This window comes from Bradyrhizobium sp. HKCCYLS2038 (assembly GCF_051167655.1).
Lineage (GTDB): Bacteria > Pseudomonadota > Alphaproteobacteria > Rhizobiales > Xanthobacteraceae > Bradyrhizobium.
Window position 1 is genome coordinate 229,628 of sequence record NZ_JBNPTM010000005.1, and the last position, 19,933, is coordinate 249,560.

Consider the following 19,933-nt stretch of genomic DNA (forward strand, 5'->3'; position numbering starts at 1 on the left):
GCCATATGACGACGAAGATCGTATTGCCGGGTCGAGGCGTCCGCCTCGCCCTCATGGCCACCCTGCTGATGCTCGGCACGACGCCGCTGCGCGCTGAGACCATCAAGGTCACCATCGACAACTTCACCTTCACGCCGGCGGAAGTGACCGTGAAGGTCGGCGACACCGTGACCTGGACCAACCATGACGACATTCCGCACACGGTGGTGTCAGCCGGAAAATACAGGTCGAAAGCGCTCGACACCGACGACAGCTTCTCGTTCACCTTCGCTGCGAGTGGCGACTACAAGTACTTTTGTTCACTGCATCCGCACATGACGGGGATGGTGAAGGTTGAGTAGCGCCGTGAACCAGGGCATGAGAACAGCGTCGTGGCCGGGCCGGCATCGCGCCGCCAGCCCGGCCGTGATGCCGCGAACCGATCCGGAAGGAACCCCGGTGACACCATCGCCTGACGATCCGGAGAGGGCGCGGCGCTTCCGCGAGGCGGCGCTGCCCCATCTCGACGACGTCTATACGCTGGCGCGCTATTTGCTGCGCAATCCGGCCGACGCCGAGGACGCCGTGCAGGATTGCTATCTGCGCGCGTTCAAGCATTTCGACACGTATCGCGGTCCCGCCATGAAGCCGTGGCTGTTCGCGATCCTGCGCAACGTCTGCCATGCCGAATTCGCACGGCGCGCCCACGCGCCGGTCAAGGCGCTCGACGATGCGCCCGAGGCAGCCGAGCAGCCGCCGCTGTGGCAGGAGAGCACTGAGACGCCGGAGCGCGCCGTGCTGCGCGAGCGCGATGCCTCCGCCATCCAGCACATGATCGAGACGCTGGCCGAGCCGTTTCGCGAGACGTTCGTGCTGCGCGAGATCAACAACCTGTCCTATCGCGAGATCGCGGAAGCCGCCGGCGTGCCGGTCGGCACCGTGATGTCGCGGCTGGCCCGCGCCCGCGCCATGTTGCGCACTGCCTGGCTCGCGCAGGAGGAGCCGAAGCCATGACCTGTGACGAAGCCGAGATCCTCATCCACGCGCTGGCCGATGGCGAGCTCGACGCCGGCCATGCCCGAGAGGTCGAGGCCCATATCGCCGGCTGTACCCGTTGCGCCGCCGAGCTCGCCGGCATCCGCGAGATGAAAGAAATGCTCGCCCGCGCTGATCTGACGTTCAAGGCGCCTTCCACGCTGCGCCAGTCGATCGACGCGGCGCTGCCGCCAGCCCAGCCGGCCAATGTCGCGCCGTTCACCGCTGCGCCAAGCCGCCGCTCGCTGCTCAAGGGTTTTGCCATCGGGTCCGCCGTGTCGGCGCTGGCCGCCACCGGTCTGGTCGCGATCGTGCTGCGCAATGACGATCAGCAGCGGATCGAGGCCGAGATCGTCTCGGCGCATCTGCGCTCGCTGCAGGCCGGGCACCTGACCGACGTGATCTCGACCGATCAGCACACCGTCAAGCCGTGGTTCAACGGCAAGCTCGACGTCGCGCCTCCGGTGATCGATCTGACGGCGCAGGGCTTCACGCTGGTTGGCGGCCGGCTCGACTACGTCGATGCGCGCGCGATCGGCGCGGTGGTCTATCGCCGCCGCCAGCACGTGATCAATCTGTTCGTCGCGCAGACATCGCGCACCGATCAACGGCCGGCAACGACCGGGACGCTTCAGGGCTTCAACATCCGCAGCTGGCGCGCCGGCGGCCTGAACTACTGGGCGATCAGCGATTTGGGCGCCGACGAGCTCGGCGAGTTCGGCGAGCGGTTCGAAACTGCGATGCGGGCCAACAAGGAGGGGTAGCGCTGACATGGCTCGCCGCGCGTGCTTGGATCTTGGAGCCCAGAGCCGGTCCGGCCTCAGATCTTGTCGCCGCTCGGCGGAGCAGAGGGCTGACCGGGCGTGCCGGGATAGGTCCGCTCGCAATAGTCGAGACAGCGCAGCCTGTTCTTCTCAACGACGACCCTGCACGATGGATTGAGAGGGAGCTCCGCACAGGACTGGCGGTCTGCGGCTGCGTTCCGTTCGCAGCGACCGCTGCAATCATCTCTTGGATCGGCGGCCAGCGGGGACGCAGGCGCCGTCAGCGCGATCCCGACAACCAGCACGCGGTTCAGCTTGGACATTATCGGCCTAGTACGACAACTAATAACACTACCGTACGTAACGCCCATCATGGGCCGCCGATCCCGCTGATCCGGCTAGGCCGACTTCCTGATCGCGTTGTCGACCAGGGTCTTGCCGAGCGACCAGATCGCTCCGGGGACCTTGTGGCTCTGGGCGATCACGTCGTCGAAGGCGCGCTCGATCCAGGCGCAGTCCTCTTCCGTGATGGTCAGAGGCGGCAGCAGCTTGATGGTGTGCAGGCCGTGGCCGGCGACCTGGGTCAGGATCTTGTGATCCTTGAACAGCGGCACCGTGATCAGCTGGCAGAACAGGCCCTTGTTGGCGCTCTCCAGCACGTTCCAGGAGGCCTTCAACCGGAGCGACTTCGGTGGCCCGAACTCGACGCCGATCATCAGGCCCTTGCCACGCACTTCCTTGAGCAGCTCATAGCCCGGCACCATCCGCGTCAACGCCAGGCGCAATTCGGCGCCGCGCTTGGCGGCGGCCTCGACCAGCTTCTCGGCCTTCATCACCTCGAGCGTCGCGATGCCTGCGGCCATCGCGAGATCGTTCTTGGCGAAGGTCGAGCCGTGCACGACCGCGCGATCCATGCGGTTGAAGATCTTGTCGAAGATCGCCTTGCGCGTCAGCAGCGCGCCGACCGGCACGTGGCCACCCGACAGCGCCTTCGACAGCAGCACCATGTCGGGCTCGACGTTCCAATGTTCTACCGCGAGGAACCGCCCCGTGCGGCCCATCCCGGTCTGGATCTCGTCGGCGATGAAGATGGAGCCGTACTTCTTGCACAGCGCGGCGGCGCCCGGCAGGAACTCGTCGGAGGGCATGTTGACGCCCTTGCCCTGGATAGGCTCAACGATGAAGGCGGCGATCTCACGCGAGGACAGCGCCTGCTCGAGCGCCGCAAGATCGTTGAACGGGACAGCAGTGCAACCCGGCAGCAGCGGCTCGAAGCCGCTGCGGAAGTTGGGATCCTCGGTCAGCGACAACGCGCCGTAGGTCAGGCCGTGATAGGAGTGCCCGCAATAGACGATGCCGGGACGGCCGGTCGCACCGCGCGCGAATTTGATCGCGGCTTCCACGGTCTCGGCGCCCGAATTGGCAAAGAACACCTTGTCCAGGTATGGGACATATTCCAGCAGACGTTCGGCAAGAACTCCCGCCAGGGTGGACACGTCGAGCTGGACGAGATTTGGAAGATCGCTGTCGAGGACACTCTTCAGTGCGTCACGAAGCGTCGGATGGTTGCGGCCGATTGCGAAGACACCAAAACCGCTCAGCAGGTCGAGATAGCGGGCCCCGTCGCGATCGTAGAGATACTGCCCTTGTCCCTTTTGGAACCCGACGTCATATCCGATCGTCTTGAGAACGCGAACCAACTGCTCGTTCAGATGCCGAGAGTGCATCGTGCTGCGCTGCGATTGGCGCTCCACAAACATCTCGGAAACGTCTAGATTTGGTTTTAGCATCAGCTACATACTTCGGTTGAGAGACGTTTCGTCAACTGAAAACGCGCAATGCGGCGTTTTGCCCTCATTCGCACCATCAAAGCAAGCACGGGTTTCAGCCAATGTTGCATCGCTCCAAATACCTCACGCTGACGACAATGATAGCATATTCGGGCGTTTTGTTCGCAGCAGGAATTTCTTCTGCGCTCGCAGCCGACCCGACCGGTGAGTGGCGGGTGGCAGACGGTGTCGCAAACATCCGAGTCGCACAATGCAATGGCAGCATGTGGGGCGTCGTGGCCTGGGAAAAGACCCCCGGCGGGCGTGACAGCAATAACCCGGATGCCGCCAAGCAGAGCCGGCCGACGCTCGGCATGCCGATCCTGATCGACATGAAGAAGAAGGCGGATGCCGAGGCGTGGGAAGGTCAAGTCTACAACGCCAAGGACGGTCAGCTCTACAGCTCCACGATTACCCCGATGGATGCCGACCATCTGGAGATCAAAGGTTGCGTGCTCGGCTTCCTGTGCGGCGGCGAGACCTGGACGCGGGTCGGCCCGCCGATCCCGTCGAGCCCCGTGAACAGCATGGCTAAAGGTACGCAGAAACCAATCACGCCCGCCCCTGCTTCCGGCGCGAAAACGACGACCGGCGCGGCCACGGCCGCTGCGAAGCCTGGCCAGAAGCCGGCTGATCAGATCGGCGATATCTGCCTGATTCCCGAGATCGCCCGCGCTCAACGAGACGGCGCAACCATCCGCTGACCGGATGCACAAAACAAAAGCGGCCGATCGCTCGGCCGCTTTTTTGTAGTCGATGATCCCTGCGGGGAACGCCCTACTCCTTGACCTCGCGCGGCTTGCCCATCAGCGCCGGCTGGAACAGCAGCACGGCGGCGAGCGTCGTCACCAGCGACAGCGCCAGCAGCTTGCCCATGCTGGATGTGCCCGGATGGCTCGACAGCCACAGGCTGCCGAACGCCGTCGCCGTCGTCAGCGCGCTGAAGAAGATCGCCCGGGTCAGGCTGGTCTGCAGCAGGTTGGTGCGGCCGCCGCGCCACGCCACCACGTAGTAGATCTTGAACGCCACACCGATGCCGAGCAGCAGCGGCAGCGCGACGATGTTGGCGAAGTTCAGCGGCAGCTTGATCAGCACGCAGATCTCGAGCGTGACGGCGCCGGCAACCAGCAGCGGCACCAGCGTCATCAGCACGTCGGAGAAGCGGCGCAGCGTCACCCACAGAAGCAGGCTGATCACGACCAGCGAATAGATGCCGGCGTGAATGAACGCCTTCACGATCGTATCACCGGATTTGAGGATCGAGACCGGACCACCGATCGCATTGGGCTCGGCCGTCAGCACGGCATTGGCGAACCGCCTGAGATTGTCGTTGTCGTTCGGGTCGCCCTTCGGCTGCGCCTCGACGCGAATCAGGCCGTCCTTGCTCTTCCACTGCGACACCAGCTCCGGTGGCAAATTGGCCAGCGTCACCGGCTGCGCCTGCAGGGTGGCGCTGAGCTGAGTCAGCGTAATCTTCCACGGCTCGACGAACACGTCCTGCGCCTTGTTGCGGACCGCCTCGCTGGCGCCGGCGAGCTTGGCGAGCGCGTCGGCCAGGCGCCGTGACGCCACCGCGCCCGGGCCCTTGGCGTCGCCCGCCGTGCGCCGGAGATTGTCGACGGTCGAGTTCAGCGCCTCGACATTCTCCTTGTCGGTCGGCGCGGCATCGACCTGATCCGGATTGAGCGCAGGACCCAAAACCTTCGCGCCCTGCGCGATCAGCTTGAGTTTGGTCGGCTGATCCTCGGGCACGAAGCTGTCGAGTGACATCACGCGCGCCACTTCCGGCAGCTTCTCCAGCTTGGCCTCGATCGCCTTGGCGTCGGTCTCCGACCGGGTCAACACGTCGATGGCGTTGGCGCCGGTGTTCGGATCCTTGCGCAGGTCGAGATAGGTGGCGATCGACTCGGCGTGCGGATTGCGCAGGTTCATCGGGTTGAAGTCGAACTTCATGTAATACAGCAGCGGCAGGCCGGCGATGACCAGGCCGAGCGTGCCGACGATGATCGGCACGCGGTGCTTCTCGAGGAAGTCATCGACCGGCGCCAGAAAGGCGTAGCCGACCGGCTCCTTCTCGCCGGGCGGATTGAGGATCTTCAACAGCGCCGGCAGCACCGTGATCGACGACAGGAAGGCGATCATCATGCCGGCGCCGGCGATGGCGCCGAGCTCGGAGATGCCCTTGTAGTCGGTCGGCAGGAAGCACAGGAAACCGGCAGCCGTTGCCATCGCCGCGAGCGACAGCGGCACCGCCGAGCGGCTGGCGGCTTCGGCGAGCGCCTCCGGCAGGTTGTCGTTCTTGAACCGCTCGGAGCGGTAGCGGACGCTGAACTGGATGCCGAAATCGACGCCGAGGCCGATGAACAGCACGGCGAACGCGACCGACAGCAGGTTGAGCGAGCCGACCATCATCAGGCCGACCGCGGTGGTGATGGCAAGGCCGATGAACAGGTTGATGAACACGGCCGAAATGATCTTGGCCGAATGCAGCGCCAGCCACAGGATGATCAGCACCACGACGACCGTGCCGATGCCGTTGACGACGGCGCCCTCCTGCACGGTGGCGTATTCCTCGTTGGCGATCGGCACCGGACCGGTCAGCCTGACGCGAGCGTGGAAGCGGTTCGGGAAATCCAGGTCGGCTGCGGCCTGGCGGATCGCATCGGTCGCCGCCTTGCCGGGCTCCAGCGCCTGGTAGTCGAGGATCGGCTTGAACTGGATGAAGGCGCGCTTGTCGCTGTCGGTGAGCGGCTTGTCCGAGATCAGCTGGCGCCAGGAGAAGGTCGCATCGCCCTTGTCGAGCACGGTCTCGACGGTCTGCGAGATGTAGTCGAACGGGCGCGCGGTGCTGTCGAGCTCGACCTGGCCGCGCTTGACGCCTGAGAGGCCGGTTTCGAGCGCGCCGGTCAGGCCGCGGATCGAGGGATCGCCGGCCATGATCTCGATCAGCGGCGCCGCCGCTGCGAACTGGCCGGTGAGCTGCTTCACCTCGTCGGTCGGCAGAAACAGCAGGCCGTTCTTGGCGAAGAACTCGCCGCCGCCGAGCAACTCGACCGAGGAGAAGTTCTTGGTGTCGTCCTTGAGCTTCTTGGCGAGCGCGTCTGCCGCAACCCCGGTCAGCTCCGGCGTCGCCGCCTCGACCACGCCGAGGATCATGCGGTCCCGATCGAACGCCTGCTCATATTGCTGGTCGCGCTTGCGCCAATCGAGCTCGGGGGAGATCAGCTTGTTGATGTCAGTATTGATGGCGAAATGGCCGGCCGTGTAGACCCCGGCGGCAACCGACAGAAGGAGGCCCGCAATCAACGTCGGCCACGCAAATCGTGTGCAGGCCTTGACGATGGAGACGACAATCGTTGTCAGCACTTCTTGTCTTTCTAATTTTCAGTGAGCTGGGCGGAAACGTCCGCGCCATGACGGAGTTCCCTGGCCAGAGCCGAGCTCGGGGCGCAAGTCCTAGGCGAGGTCCGACCCGCCCGTGAACCGTTTCGCGTGAGAACGCGGCTGGTCCGTGAACAGCAAATCAGGTCGAATGATGGACGGAACCATCGAAGCGGCCTGATATAGCGGCTGTTCTCGGCGGTAAAGTGACGAACGAGTGAGAGCCTAACCTCCTCAATTAATTAATCTAAATTACAATTACCAAATTACCCCCAGCCAATTCTCGCTTATGTGCCGTCGATCACATGCGAGCGACTTGCAAACCGGCTTTCCTCCCTGCTCGATTTTTGACACAAAGCCCTGCGTTTCCATGCGTATGAGCGGGCGAATTGGGGCACTGACCCTGGTGCGGATATTGCACCGCTCGCGCAAGGAGGCGGCAGGTCGAAAGTGAGGCAACGTGGCTGATCGTCGTCCAATGCAGGTGTATCTCGCGCAACCGCGCGGCTTTTGTGCAGGTGTCGTGCGTGCGATCGAGATCGTCGAGCGCGCGCTGGAGAAGCACGGTCCGCCGGTCTATGTGCGTCACGAGATCGTTCACAACAAGCACGTCGTAGAGAGCCTGAAGGCCAAGGGCGCCGTTTTCGTCGAGAACCTTTCGGACGTGCCGCCGCGCGCCGTCACCGTGTTCAGCGCCCATGGCGTGGCCCGGACGGTCGAGGAAGAGGCAGCCGCCCGCGGCCTCCCGGTGCTCAATGCAACCTGCCCGCTGGTGACCAAGGTCCACAACCAGGGCAAGCGTTACATGTCCAAGGGCCGTACCCTGGTCCTGATCGGCCATGCCGGCCATCCCGAGGTCGAGGGAACCATGGGCCAGGTTCCCGGACCGGTGTACCTCGTGCAGAACGTGGCCGAGGTGGCCGCCCTGCCCCTGCCATTCGATACCCCGATGGCCTATATCACCCAGACCACTCTGAGCGTGGACGACACCAAGGACATCATTTCGGCCCTTCAGGCCCGCTTTACAGACCTTCAAGGTCCCGATATCCGGGATATCTGCTATGCGACACAAAACCGGCAATCTGCGGTAAGGGACTTAAGCAAGCTGGTGGACGTCATCCTGGTGGTGGGCGCCGCCAACAGCTCCAACTCGAACAGGCTGCGCGAGATCGGCACCGAGGCCGGCGTCGACAGCTATCTGATCGCAGATGGCAGCGAGCTCAACCCGGATTGGCTGAAGCAGGCCAAGGCCGTCGGCATCACGGCCGGCGCCTCGGCTCCGGAAGTGCTCGTCGACGACGTCATCAAGGCCCTGCGGCGCATCGGACCGGTCGAGGTCGCGGTGGTCCCGGGGCGGGAAGAAAACATCGAATTCCGCCTGCCGGCCGAATTGGTCGCGGGTTGATCGCTCCTCGTTTGGTCCAGAAAGAAGAGACGTAATGGCAATCCCCTTCCATAAGGAACTGCGTATCGGGGCCTATCTGATGAAGCAGAAGCTTCTCGGCCGGAAACGCTATCCGCTCGTGCTGATGCTCGAACCGCTGTTCCGCTGCAACCTGGCGTGCGCCGGCTGCGGCAAGATCGACTATCCCGATGCGATCCTCAACCGCCGCATGAGCGCGCAGGAATGCTGGGACGCCGCCGACGAGTGCGGCGCGCCGATGGTCGCGATCCCCGGCGGCGAGCCGCTGATCCACAAGGAGATCGGCGAGATCGTGCGCGGCCTGGTCGCGCGCAAGAAGTTCGTCTCGCTCTGCACCAACGCACTGCTCCTCGAGAAGAAGCTCGATCTGTTCGAGCCGTCGCCCTATCTGTTCTTCTCGGTGCATCTCGACGGCCTGCGCGATCACCACGACAAGGCAGTGTCGCAGAAGGGCGTGTTCGACCGCGCCGTCTCCGCGATCAAGGCCGCCAAGGCCCGCGGCTTCACCGTCAACGTCAACGCCACCGTGTTCGACGGCCATCCGGCGGAAGAGATCGCCAAGTTCCTAGACTTCACGACCGAGCTCGGCGTCGGCGTGACGATGTCGCCCGGCTATGCCTATGAGCGCGCGCCGGACCAGGAGCACTTCCTGAACCGCACCAAGACCAAGCAGCTGTTCCGCGACGTCTTTGCGCTCGGCAAGGGCAAGAAGTGGAACTTCATGCATTCCGGCCTCTTCCTCGACTTCCTCGCCGGCAACCAGGAGTTCGAGTGCACGCCGTGGGGCATGCCCGCGCGCAACATCTTCGGCTGGCAGAAGCCCTGCTATCTGCTCGGCGAAGGCTACACCAAGACCTTCAAGGAGCTGATGGAGACCACCGAGTGGGACTCCTACGGCACCGGCAAGTACGAGAAGTGCGCCGACTGCATGGCGCATTGCGGCTACGAGGCCACCGCCGCCAACGCGGCGCTGAGCAACCCGATCAAGGCGATGATGGTCTCGATGCGCGGGATCAAGACCGAAGGCCCGATGGCCCCGGAGATCGACCTCTCCAAGCAGCGCCCGGCGCAGTACGTGTTCTCCTCCGAGGTGCAGAAGCGCCTCTCCGAGATCCGCCGCGACGAAGCTGTCGAGGCGCAGCAGAAGGCCTCGACGGCGGCCTGATCGGACGATCAACAAACAGCAAAAAGGCCGCCGAGCAATCGGCGGCCTTTTTTGTTTTCGATTGTCCCCACGTCGTCATGGCCGGGCCTGTCCCGGCCATCCACGTCGCTCGACATCATCAGAACGACGTGGATGCCCGGGACAAGCCCGGGCATGACGGCGCAACTAATCAATAGCGTCGTTGGTTGCGAACGCCGTGCACATCAATTGACCGGTGCCCGTCGCTCGCGGAACGTCAGGTTCCTCACGCCTCGGCCGCAGCCAGCGTCTCTCGCTCGAGGAAATGCTCCGCCGCCAGCAGGCCGCTCAGCAGCAGATCGCGGGCGCCGCGGAGCGAGCGCAGAGCGCGGTTGAACTCGATGCCGGTCGACACCAGGCCACCCAGCACGGCCGGATTGCGGGCGACGCCGCGCAGGATCATCGGCAGGTCGATGTCGCCGTTCGGCTTGATCGCGTCCTTGGCGAGCGACGGCAGGGTGCGGTGGGCCGGATCGGAGATCACGCGCAGCGCGGCGAATGGCAGTCCGTATTCGGCGGCGTAAGCGGCGGCGATGTGGCTCTCCATGTCGACCGCGGCAGCGCCCGTCTTCATCCGCAGCGCCGCCTTGCGGGCCTTCGCCACCACCACTTCCTCGGCGCCGGCGAGCACGCCACGCACCACGCGGCGCTTCTTCAGGGCGGCGCGGGCAATGTGCTCTTCGCGAAGAGACAATCCCGACAGCCAGCGGGCATCGCCCGCAGTGACCTCCGTGGCTACGACGATGTCGCCCGCCTTGAGGCTGGGATCGAGGCCACCGGCGACGCCGAAGCTGACGACACCACGGATCGAGGTGGGATCGAACACGGTGAGCAGCGAGCGCAACTGTTTCGGATCGCTCGAGCTGCAAATGACCATCATGCCGGGCCCAGCAGCAATGCGGGCTTCCTGCACCAGACCAGTCACGACCAAGACCGGCCGCGGATCAATGGGGCGATCCGCGGACATTTCGTCCCCCATCCCCAACTTCACAATCCGACCCCTGACACCTATCGGGACGCCGTGTGCCGACGTCTCCGTCTCATGTTCCAAGCCTCAACCGCGGCGGCGCCAGAGCGGAAAGACCTTAGCAAACCGAGGATTACGCAGAAAAAATCCGCGAGGAAACCCCGTTTGCGCCGCACTGCACCCGCACACGACACGAATCTTTAACTGTGTTGCCATTTGGTCCCGCTGCCGCTGTTCCAGTCTGGAACGTCCCCGCATCAGCACCACTGACAGTGGAACCTTAAGCAAGAACTGCGCCATAAAACGGACGAATCGGCGATGGCCGCGCGCGTTCAGCCGCGCCCGAGCAGGTGCTCCGCGGCGCGATCGCCGGAGCGGACCGATCCTTCGATCGTCGCCGGCAGGCCGGTATCGGTCCAGTCGCCGGCCAGCGCGAGATTGCCGAACGCCGTCTTCACGCCAGGACGGAGCGCGTTCTGCTCCGGCGTCGCCTCGAAGGTGGCCCGGCGCTCGCGCACGATCTGCCACGGCGGCAGCTCGGCCGAGATGCCTGCCGCCTTGCAGACATCGGCCCAGATCGCCTGGGCCAGCTCCTCGCGCGGTGTATCGACCAGGCGATCGCCATTGCTGATGGTCACGGACAGCCGCTGCGGAAACGCGAATAGCCATTCGACCAGACCGCCGACCACGCCGAGCAGCGCCGGCGCATCCTTCGGCGGGGCGATGCGGAAGTGGGCATTGACGATGGCGCGATACTTGGTCGGCCCCGTCAGGCCCGGCAGCAGCGCCATCGCCGGCCGCGGCGGCACCGCCAGCACGACGACGTCGGCCGGCCCGAGCGCGACCATCTCGTCGCCGAACTTCAGGCCCGTGACACGACCGCCTGCGCTGTCGAGGCTGCGCAGCTCGCGGCCGATCCGGACGCTGCCGCCCTTGCCTTCGAGGAATTTGACGGCCGGGTCGATCAGCACGCCCGACAGGCCGTCGCGCGCGATCAGCGGCCGGCAGGCTTGGCCGCCGGCCAGCAGCGTCTCGCGCACGATCGCACCGGCGAGGCCGGCCGAGCCTTCCGGCGGATCGCAGTTCAGCGCCGCCAGCAGCAGCGGCTGCACCAGCCGGTCATACAGCGTGCCCTTGCACGGAATGGTGTCGCCGATCGTCTTGGAGGTCGCAGCCCAGATCAGCGGCGACAGCGCGAGGTAATCGCCGAGGCTGGTGTCGGGCACCCGGCGCTTGTCGTCGAACACCCACAGGGGCAGCCGGCCGCTGCCGAGGTCGAGCAGCCAGCGCTGCCCCGTCCTGATGTCGACGAAGGCGAATTGCGCATCCTTCGGGCCGACCAACCCCGCCTCGGAGCCGATCGTGCGGGCATAATCCAGCACGTGGTGATTGGCCGACAGCAGCAGATGGTTGCCGTTGTCGATCACCAGATCGGTCGCAGCATCGTAATAGGAGCGGCAACGGCCGCCGAGCTGCTGGGTGGCCTCGTGGACGTGCACGACGTAGCCCGCATTGGCGAGCTGCACGCCGGCGGAAAGGCCGGACACGCCGGCGCCGATGATGTGAGCGGTCTTCTGCATCAGATGATTGCGTAACGGAGGATGATGCCGATCTTCGTGAGCTTGCTCACGCGCACAGGCTCGCGCGGCAGCGTGAAGCCGCGCTCGAGCAGCAGCTCGAAGACGGCGCGGTAGTATTTCGACATGATGCGCGGCGCGCGCACCGCGCGGCGGCGATTGCGCCGCATGATCTCGTCGGCCTTCTCGAAATGCGTCTTCGCGCGGACGGCCACCGAGTTGCAGACTTTGGGCAGCGCGCGCTCCTGGGTCACCTTGACCGGGTCGTCGCTGGTGATGCCGGCGAACAGCAGCGCCTCACGCGGCAGATAGAGCCGGCCGATGCCGGCGTCCTCATCGATGTCGCGCAGGATGTTGGTGAGCTGCAGCGCCCGGCCGAGATGATGGGCGAGCAGGATGCCGTCCTCCTCGGGCATGCCGAAGATGCGCACCGAGAGCCGGCCGACCGCGCTCGCCACCCGATCGCAATACAGGTCGAGCGTGGCCAGATCCGGCGCGCGGATCTCCGCCGGCACGTCCATCTCCATGCCATCGACGATGGCGAGGAAGTCCTCGCGCTTGAGGCCGAACGTCTTCACCGAGGCGACGTAGTCGCGCAGCCGTGGCGGCGGATGGCCCTGATACAGCGCATCGATGTCGTCGCGCCATTTCTGCAGCGCCGCCAGCCGCTCGGGACGCGGGCCGTCGGAATCGGCGATGTCGTCGACCTCGCGGCAGAAGCTGTAGACCTGGAACATCGCATCGCGCTGCGCGCGCGGCAGGATGCGCATGGCGGCATAGAACGAGCTGCCGGAGGCGGCCGTGCCGTGATCGACGTTGTCAGCGGTTGCTTCGAGGGTCATGCGCCGGCCGCCGATTTGGTTGCGGGATGACGCCCGGCCACGCGCCGGCCGATCTCGCCCGCGACGGACGCGAAGGTCAGGCCGAGCATCCCGGTCGGCGTCAGGTGCACGCGCTCGCTGAGCGGATCGCGCACCCTTAGCAGCGCGACGATGCGGTCGGCGAAAGCCTGGATCACCGCGATCTCCAGTCCGAAGCGGAAATCCTTGACGCCACTGTTCAGGTCCCTGCCCTCCTCGAGCAGCGCCGCGTTGCGGACTGCGAGCTTCTGCAGGCAGGTCAGCAGCTGCGGCGACGACTTGGCCGCGCCGAGCATCTCGACTGACGCGCCGGCCTCGGCCAGCGCGTCGCGCGGCAGATACACGCGGTTGAGCGCGTTGTAGTCCTTGCCGCAATCCTGCAGGTGGTTGTTGATCTGCAGGCCGGCGCAGATCGCGTCCGAGGCCGGCCAGGTCGCGGTCGACTCGCCGTGCACGTCGAGCATGAAGCGTCCGACCGGCATCGCCGAGTAGCGGCAGTAGTGGATGACCTCGTCCCAATTCTCGTAGCGCAGCTTGGTCACGTCCATGCGGAAGGCGACCAGCAGATCGAGCGCGTGGCGCGGCGGCATGCCGCGCTCGGCCAGCGCCCGGCGCAGACTGACCGCCACGTCCTGGGTCTCGCCCGTCCCGGTCAGCTCGGCCTCGAGCAGATCGAGCAGCCGCAGCTTCTCGTCGCCGGGCAGGCTCGGATGATCGGCGATGTCATCGGCAGTGCGCACGAAATTGTAGAAGGCGAGAATCAGCGCCCGATGCTCGGGACGGATGATCCACGAGGCCACCGGAAAGTTCTCGTCCCGGTGTGTCTTGCCGGATCGCAAATCGCTCGCGGTGGTCATGGACGAAACAGCTGTCAGGTTGAAAGGGCGCTACCGAAAACAATGCCCGCCGCTTCGCTCATGCGAACGGATTGCCAGCCCCATATAGGCGAATATCCCGCCAAAACCAATGCAATCGATGTGGGGCAGCCAAAGCAATGCGGCTGCCGGCCGCGCCTGATGGGCGGGCGGGCAGCCGTTAACCAAAACAGTCCGAAACCAGCGTTCCGGACGGCAACCGCTTACTGGTTGTGGGTCTTCAGCACCTGATCGCAGGCCGGGCTGATCTTGGGGCGGTTCTCCTTCAGGCACGCCAGGATGGTGAAGTCACCCTGATCGATGACGGCCCGGCAGAACTTCTGAACGTCACGCGTGCAAGCCGCCTGTTCCTCGGCAGTGCCGCGCGCACCTTGCGCGAACGCACCCGTGGACGCCGTCAGCGACAGCAGGGAAAGTGCCAGGAAAATCTTACGCATCGTGTTCCTTCATTTTGACAGCAGACATTTTGACGGCAGTTGACGGCAGCGAAGTTCGCCCGGATCGCCGATGCTGTCCGGGAAACGACTGTTTGATTCGGCAAGGACCGCAAGCCCCCCAGCGCCGGAAGTACGCTGCCAAATGTGGCCAAATTCGCGCCCGTGATGCCGAGCAGATCAACCTCGGGCATCAAAGCTTTGGCATAAACAAGGCGTTGATACTAGGGCGTTATTTTCGGAACACGAATTTCGCAATTGGCTGTTGCAAGCATGCAGCGCGGACCGTTAGATGCAACCGGAGCTGAAGGGACAGGCTCTACAGCCGTTTTCGCGAGAATGGCCCGCCGACTCGTTAAGGGGTCCGTGTCGGGTACGGATGTCATCCGGTCGCAGCACCGGAGCGGCCGTCATTTGAACCTAACGTTCGGCGAGAACACCAAGTGTTCGAAGCGGCGACACACGCCGGCATAACGGTGTCATTTTGGATGGGAAACTCGATATGCAACTGTTCGGCTCACTCTTCTCCGGACGCGTCGCCAAGGCCGCGGGCCTCGGCGTTGCACTGATCATCTCGGCGTCGGCGGTTCATGCGCAGTCGGGCCCGTTCGCCGGCTTTGACGGCTCGTGGTCGGGCAACGGCACCGTCGCGCTGTCCGACGGCACCACCGAGCGCATCCGCTGCAAGGCCAGCTACAAGGTCGCCACCGCCAATCTCAAGCTGAACCTGCAATGCGCCAGCGACAGCTATAAGTTCGAGCTGACGAGCGACGTGACCAGCCAGGGCGATCGTATCGCCGGCTACTGGAGCGAGGCCAGCCGCAACGTGAATGGCGACCTGCAGGGCACCGCCGGTAACGGCACGATCGACGTGTTCGTGCAGGCCGCCGGCTTCGCCGCCAACATCACGCTGAAAACCAACGGCAACAAGCAGGTCGTGCAGATCTCCTCGAAGGGCGAGATCCGCGGCGTCAACATCACGATGTCGAAGACCTGAGCAGGTCGATCAGCATCTGAATGCGCAAACGGCCCTGACGATGTCAGGGCCGTTTTTGTTTTTTCACTGCGGCTACACGAGAAGCTGAGCCTTCGAGCCTCGCTGTCATCGCCCGGCCTTGACCGGGCGATCCAGTATTCCAGAGGCAGTTGAAATAGAACCGATAGGCCGCGGCGTACTGGTTCGCCCGGTCAAGCCGGGCGATGAGAGTTGTGGGTTGGGCCTAGACCAAAACCCTCACCTCACATCGGCTTGCGCTTCAGCTTCAGGGCGAGGTTGATCAGGAACATCGCTGTCGGCCGCAGGATGAAGAGGTCGGCGAACAGCGCGGCCACCATCGAGAACGCACTGAGCCAGCCGAACAGCCGCAGCGACGGCAGGTCCGAGAACACCGTCACGACCAGGCCGCAGGCCAGCACCACGGTGGTCAGGATGAGCGCAGGACCGACCAGCACCGTCGCGCGCTCGACGGCGACCGCGGCGCTGACCCCGGGTGCGCTCTCCATCCTGAGACGGTTGAGGAAGTGGATGGTGGCGGACAGGCCAAGGCCGAACGACACCGTCAGCGCGACCACGCTGGCGAATTGCAGCCCCTCCCCCATCGCCCACAGCACGGTGCCGGACATCACGACCGGGAAAATTCCGGGCAGGATACAGGCGAGCATCACCACCCAGGAGCGGAAGGCCAGCCCGATGAACATCGCCACCAGCGCGAACTCGATCGTCAGCCCATGGTTGAGCTTTTCGATCATGCCAGCGGAGTTGCGGGCGGCGATCGCCGCAAGACCTGTGACGGCGACTTCATAGCCCGGGTGCTTTTTTCTCACCGCTTCCAGTTCGCGGTCGAGCTTGTCGACCACCGGCAGCAGTTGGCTGGAATCGAGATCCGGTACCCGCCCCGCGACCACCACGGCATCCTGCTCCTTGTCGATGAAGCGGCGCACCAGGTGCTCGGGGATCAGGCTGACATACTCCTGCAGGGTGGCCGTATCAGATGAGCCGGCCTTCTCGGCCAGCCAGCGCCGCAGCGTCTCGACCGACCAGACGTTGCCGACGCCGGCAGTCTTCTCGACGGTGGCATGGACGTCGGCGATCGTCTGCAGGGTCTCCGGCGCATAGAGCGAAGCGCCCTTCGGAAACTGGATGAGCACGTTGACCGGATTGGCGCCGGTCAGCTTGGCATCGAGCCGGTTGCTCGCCGCAACCGCCTGCTGCTTGTCCGGTACCTGATCGGCGAGGCGATAGCGCGGCTCCAGGGTCGAATACACCACCGCGAGCGAGCCGACGAACACCACTGCGATCAGGCTGAACAGGCCGGGACGGCCGACCATGCGTACCGCGATCCAGTAGCAGAAATTACGAAGCGCCTGCACGCCGGCATCGGCGCCCTGGAATTTGACCGCGAAGGTCCTTTCGTTGCGTACCAGCAGCACGCCGAACACCGGCACCAGCGACAGCACCGCGACCAGCGCGATGACCGTGGCGGCGAGCCCCGCCTCGCCGAATTTGCGGATCAGATCGCTGTCGGAGAACTGCAGGGCAATGAAGGAAATTCCGGCGGTGGCGTGGGTCAGCACGCAGGCGGGGCCAACCACCAGCACCGCGTTCTTGAACGCCGTCACCTTGTCCTGCCCCGCGATCAGGCGATCGCGCGCGGCGAAGGTCAGCTGCATCGAATCCGAGAAGCTGATGACCATGATGAGCGGCGTCATCACGTTCAGGAACATGTTGAGGTTGAAATTGGCCCAGCCGAGCGCACCGAGCGCGAGCAGGATCGCAATCAGCGGCGGGAACGCCGCCGCGACCATGAAGGAGACCTTGCGGAAGAAGATGATGGCGATGATGCAGCCGGCGAGAATGCCGAGCACGTTGTAGGTCAGCCCGTCGCGCTCGACCGCATTGCGGATCTCGAGCTGCATGACCGGTACGCCGGAGAGCTGCACGTTCAGTCCCGTCCCGGCGAGGTCGTCGGTCATCAGCTTTCGGATCTCGCCGATCACCTTGCCGAGGTCGTTGGAGGCGACCACCTTCGGCTCGAGCGACAGCACGATCAGCGCCAGCGTCCCATCCTCGGACAACAGCTTGCCGCGGATGATCTCGTTGGACTTCACCGTCTCGATGAACTTGTCGTAGGCCTCGCCCTCCGGCAGATCGGAGGGAAACAGCGCCGCGGGCAGCTTGCCCGGCGCGGGGGCCTGGCGGGCCGAGAACAGCGACACCAGCCCTCGGGTGCCCTCGACCAGCTGCAGGTCGGTGACGAAGTCGCGGAGCTTCTCGAGGTTCGGGCGGGCGAGCAGCGTCTTGCCCTCGACGACCACCAGGACGTCGAATTCCTCCGCCGGGAACTTCTTCGTGACCTCCTCGTATTGGTGGAACTCCTTGCTGTCGGAACGGAACAGCTGGCTCAGCGAGTCGTCGATCTGGATGCGCTTGATGCCGAACACGGCGGCGACGATCAGCAGAAGCAGGACGATGCAGGACAGGATCGGCACCTTCACGGCGAACAGGCCCAGGCGCTCCAATCCGAAAGCGATGCTGTCGACCGGCCGCTGTTCGACCTTCTCGACATGAACTTCGTTGTCGTGCCTGACATCCAGCATTCGGGGGTCCAGTGGTTGGGGCGCAGCCCGGTAGTGAAGGCTCGAGCGCATAGGGCAGAAATAAGGCCGCTCAGCGAAGCCGGGATGACCGCATTGTGGCCCCGCAGCCAGAGCTAATCCTTGAAAACACGTCAAAATTCGTCGGGCAAGGGTCTAGCAGGGTTCACTCCCCAGCCGCAACCGCGCCCGGCCACACAACACGGCCAAGCAGTATCGAGGAGGATCACGCCACGATTCTGTCATTCTTGAAAAGGGTTTGAGCGGCCGCTGCGGTTGCGCGCGCCCGCCTCTCCACGATCGCGAAGCCTCACACACAAGCGGCTGAGCGGCATGTGGCATCCGTTGCCCTACATCCGCACCGTTGACGTCGACCGACGCCGAGTTCCCCGCCTCGGGAGAGCAGCCGTCAAGCCGCGGGGACCGCGGCCTCACGCAGGCGGAGCGAATAGTTCGACGCGTTCTGGTGGCCGCGGGAGGCAGCCCGGGCGAACATGATCAGGTGGTGCGCGATCATCGCCACGGCGATGAAGTTCTCGATCTCGCCGCGCCGCAGCTGGCCCCAGGCGAAGCGCCAGAACGGCCGCTTGTAGTCGCCGAGCACGCCGACCTTCCAGAAGATCTTGCCCATCATCACCAGGCCGCGCCTGATGTTCGGCCAGCTCTTCATCTCGTCGCTGACCGGCACCTTGATGCGATTGGAATAGGTGTGGTCGCATTGATGCTGATAGCGGGCGTAGAGCCGCTCGGGCTCGTAGGCCACCTCCATGCAGCGCCGCCACGCCGTCACCACCTCGTCATAGGGCATCAGGAATTTGACGTTCGAATCGCGGCTGTCGTCCTGGACCAGCCGGCCCTCGCGTTCGAGCCGGTCCCACAATGGCGTCTTCGGCAGCGCCTGCAGCAGGTTGATGGTCAGCAGCGGGATCCGGCTCTCCTCGACGAATTTCAGCAGCGCATCCGAGGTCTGCGGCGTATCGGTGTCGAGCCCCATGATGATGCCGGACACGACCTCCATGCCATAGCTGTTGATGGTCCTGATCCCCTCCAGGATCGGCACCATCATGTTGTGATCCTTCTGCATCGCGGTCAGCGCATCCGGATCGGGCGTCTCGATGCCGCAGAAGATGGTGATGAAATAGGCCTCCCGCATCTTCTCCAGGATCTCGGGACGCTTGGCGATGTTGAGCGTGGCCTCGCAGGCGAGCCGCATCACATAGCCGGTGCGCTTCTGCCATTCGATCAGATGCGGCAGCAGATCCAGCGCGGCCTTGCGGTTGCCAATGAAATTGTCGTCGACGAAGTAGACCGAGCCGGTGACGCCGCATTCCCTGAGTTTGTCGAGCTCGGCAATGATCTGCTGCGGCGTCTTGATGCGCGGATTGCGGCCGTAGAGGCCGGGAATGTCGCAGAATTCGCACTGATATGGACAGCCGCTGGAATATTGGATGCTGCCGAGAAAGTATTTCCTGACCTCGGCCAGCTCATAGGCGGGAACCGGAAAGTCGGTCATCGGCACGCGCTCGCCCGTGCGCAGCACGATCTGGCTTGCAGGGCGCGAGACGTCCGCGGACAGCCGCTCGATCAGCAAGTCGGTCGCATCGCCGAGTTCGCCGACATGGAGATAGTCGAAGTCGGGATAGTAGTCCGGACACGCGCTCACGGAGGGGCCGCCGAGCGCGACCGGCAGATCGAACTCATGCGCACGGCGACAGATGTCGTTCATCTGCTGGCGCTGGATGTGCATGCCGCTGACGAACACGGCCTCGGCCCAGGCGAAGTCCTCCTCGCGCGCCGGGCCGATGTTCTCGTCGATGAAGCGGACCTGCCATGCGCGCGGCAGATAGGCCGCGATCAGCAACAGCCCCTGCGGCGGCATGAACGCCTGAACGCCGGCAGTGAGCGGATAGGCGTGCTCGAACGTGCCGAACGACGAGGTGTAGCGCGGGAACACGCAAAGAATTCGCCGTACGGTCTCGATGCCTTCGAATCTCATCGACTACCCTCGCGATCACCTGCACCTGGGCACCAC

Annotated in this window: 16 protein-coding genes; 7 read left to right on the plus strand and 9 right to left on the minus strand. The window is 64.6% G+C overall.

Annotated features, from left to right (window positions below):
• Positions 1-5 precede the first annotated feature (5 nt).
• The 3 genes from ACQR1I_RS22975 to ACQR1I_RS22985 all read left to right on the plus strand — a co-directional run bounded on the left by ACQR1I_RS22975 (position 6) and on the right by ACQR1I_RS22985 (position 1,778).
• Entirely contained in the window at positions 6-341 is a 336-nt protein-coding gene (locus ACQR1I_RS22975; protein WP_434868334.1) for a cupredoxin domain-containing protein, read from the plus strand.
• Between the two features lie 97 nt (positions 342-438).
• Positions 439-993 carry a sigma-70 family RNA polymerase sigma factor gene (locus ACQR1I_RS22980; protein ID WP_434868455.1) on the plus strand — a complete coding sequence of 185 codons (555 nt, stop codon included), beginning with the start codon at positions 439-441 and terminating at the stop codon, positions 991-993.
• The gene (locus ACQR1I_RS22985) at positions 990-1,778 is read left to right on the plus strand and encodes an anti-sigma factor family protein (protein WP_434868333.1); all 789 of its coding nucleotides are present in this window, start codon (positions 990-992) and stop codon (positions 1,776-1,778) included. Before ACQR1I_RS22980 ends, ACQR1I_RS22985 begins: the two co-directional genes overlap by 4 nt.
• 398 nt (positions 1,779-2,176) lie before the next feature.
• Here ACQR1I_RS22985 and hpnO read toward each other — a convergent pair whose 3' ends face one another.
• Positions 2,177-3,568 carry an aminobacteriohopanetriol synthase HpnO gene (gene hpnO / locus ACQR1I_RS22990; protein WP_434868332.1) on the minus strand — a complete coding sequence of 464 codons (1,392 nt, stop codon included), beginning with the start codon at positions 3,566-3,568 and terminating at the stop codon, positions 2,177-2,179.
• Positions 3,569-3,669: 101 nt separating this feature from the next.
• On the opposite strand from hpnO, the gene ACQR1I_RS22995 reads away from it, so the two are divergent.
• Positions 3,670-4,311, plus strand: coding sequence for a DUF2147 domain-containing protein (locus ACQR1I_RS22995; RefSeq protein ID WP_434868331.1), 642 nt, complete (start codon positions 3,670-3,672; stop codon positions 4,309-4,311).
• Between the two features lie 73 nt (positions 4,312-4,384).
• Here ACQR1I_RS22995 and ACQR1I_RS23000 read toward each other — a convergent pair whose 3' ends face one another.
• Positions 4,385-6,973, minus strand: coding sequence for an MMPL family transporter (locus ACQR1I_RS23000; protein WP_434868330.1), 2,589 nt, complete (start codon positions 6,971-6,973; stop codon positions 4,385-4,387).
• Between the two features lie 493 nt (positions 6,974-7,466).
• On the opposite strand from ACQR1I_RS23000, the gene ispH reads away from it, so the two are divergent.
• Positions 7,467-8,393 carry a 4-hydroxy-3-methylbut-2-enyl diphosphate reductase gene (gene ispH, locus ACQR1I_RS23005; RefSeq protein ID WP_434868329.1) on the plus strand — a complete coding sequence of 309 codons (927 nt, stop codon included), beginning with the start codon at positions 7,467-7,469 and terminating at the stop codon, positions 8,391-8,393.
• 34 nt (positions 8,394-8,427) lie between these two features.
• Positions 8,428-9,576: an adenosyl-hopene transferase HpnH gene (gene hpnH, locus ACQR1I_RS23010; RefSeq protein ID WP_434868328.1), complete on the plus strand. Its 1,149-nt coding sequence runs from the start codon at positions 8,428-8,430 to the stop codon at positions 9,574-9,576.
• Between the two features lie 244 nt (positions 9,577-9,820).
• Here hpnH and ACQR1I_RS23015 read toward each other — a convergent pair whose 3' ends face one another.
• From ACQR1I_RS23015 to ACQR1I_RS23035, 5 genes are all read right to left on the minus strand, one after another.
• Positions 9,821-10,585 carry a phosphorylase gene (locus ACQR1I_RS23015; RefSeq protein WP_434868327.1) on the minus strand — a complete coding sequence of 255 codons (765 nt, stop codon included), beginning with the start codon at positions 10,583-10,585 and terminating at the stop codon, positions 9,821-9,823.
• A gap of 308 nt (positions 10,586-10,893) precedes the next feature.
• Positions 10,894-12,141: a hydroxysqualene dehydroxylase HpnE gene (gene hpnE, locus ACQR1I_RS23020; protein ID WP_434868326.1), complete on the minus strand. Its 1,248-nt coding sequence runs from the start codon at positions 12,139-12,141 to the stop codon at positions 10,894-10,896.
• The gene (hpnD, locus tag ACQR1I_RS23025) at positions 12,141-12,980 is read right to left on the minus strand and encodes a presqualene diphosphate synthase HpnD (RefSeq protein WP_434868325.1); all 840 of its coding nucleotides are present in this window, start codon (positions 12,978-12,980) and stop codon (positions 12,141-12,143) included. Before hpnD ends, hpnE begins: the two co-directional genes overlap by 1 nt.
• Positions 12,977-13,855, minus strand: coding sequence for a squalene synthase HpnC (hpnC, locus tag ACQR1I_RS23030; protein ID WP_434868324.1), 879 nt, complete (start codon positions 13,853-13,855; stop codon positions 12,977-12,979). Before hpnC ends, hpnD begins: the two co-directional genes overlap by 4 nt.
• Before the next feature lie 221 nt (positions 13,856-14,076).
• Positions 14,077-14,310 carry a hypothetical protein gene (locus tag ACQR1I_RS23035; protein ID WP_015668062.1) on the minus strand — a complete coding sequence of 78 codons (234 nt, stop codon included), beginning with the start codon at positions 14,308-14,310 and terminating at the stop codon, positions 14,077-14,079.
• Positions 14,311-14,809: 499 nt separating this feature from the next.
• On the opposite strand from ACQR1I_RS23035, the gene ACQR1I_RS23040 reads away from it, so the two are divergent.
• On the plus strand, positions 14,810-15,304 hold the full coding sequence (locus tag ACQR1I_RS23040) for a hypothetical protein (RefSeq protein ID WP_434868323.1): 495 nt from the start codon (positions 14,810-14,812) through the stop codon (positions 15,302-15,304).
• A 242-nt stretch (positions 15,305-15,546) separates the two neighbouring features.
• On the opposite strand, the gene ACQR1I_RS23045 is transcribed toward ACQR1I_RS23040, so the two are convergent.
• Positions 15,547-17,904 (minus strand): efflux RND transporter permease subunit, encoded by a 2,358-nt coding sequence (locus ACQR1I_RS23045; RefSeq protein ID WP_434868322.1) that lies wholly within the window; start codon positions 17,902-17,904, stop codon positions 15,547-15,549.
• A gap of 406 nt (positions 17,905-18,310) precedes the next feature.
• The gene (locus tag ACQR1I_RS23050) at positions 18,311-19,897 is read right to left on the minus strand and encodes a B12-binding domain-containing radical SAM protein (RefSeq protein WP_434868321.1); all 1,587 of its coding nucleotides are present in this window, start codon (positions 19,895-19,897) and stop codon (positions 18,311-18,313) included.
• Between the last annotated feature and the right edge of the window lie 36 nt (positions 19,898-19,933).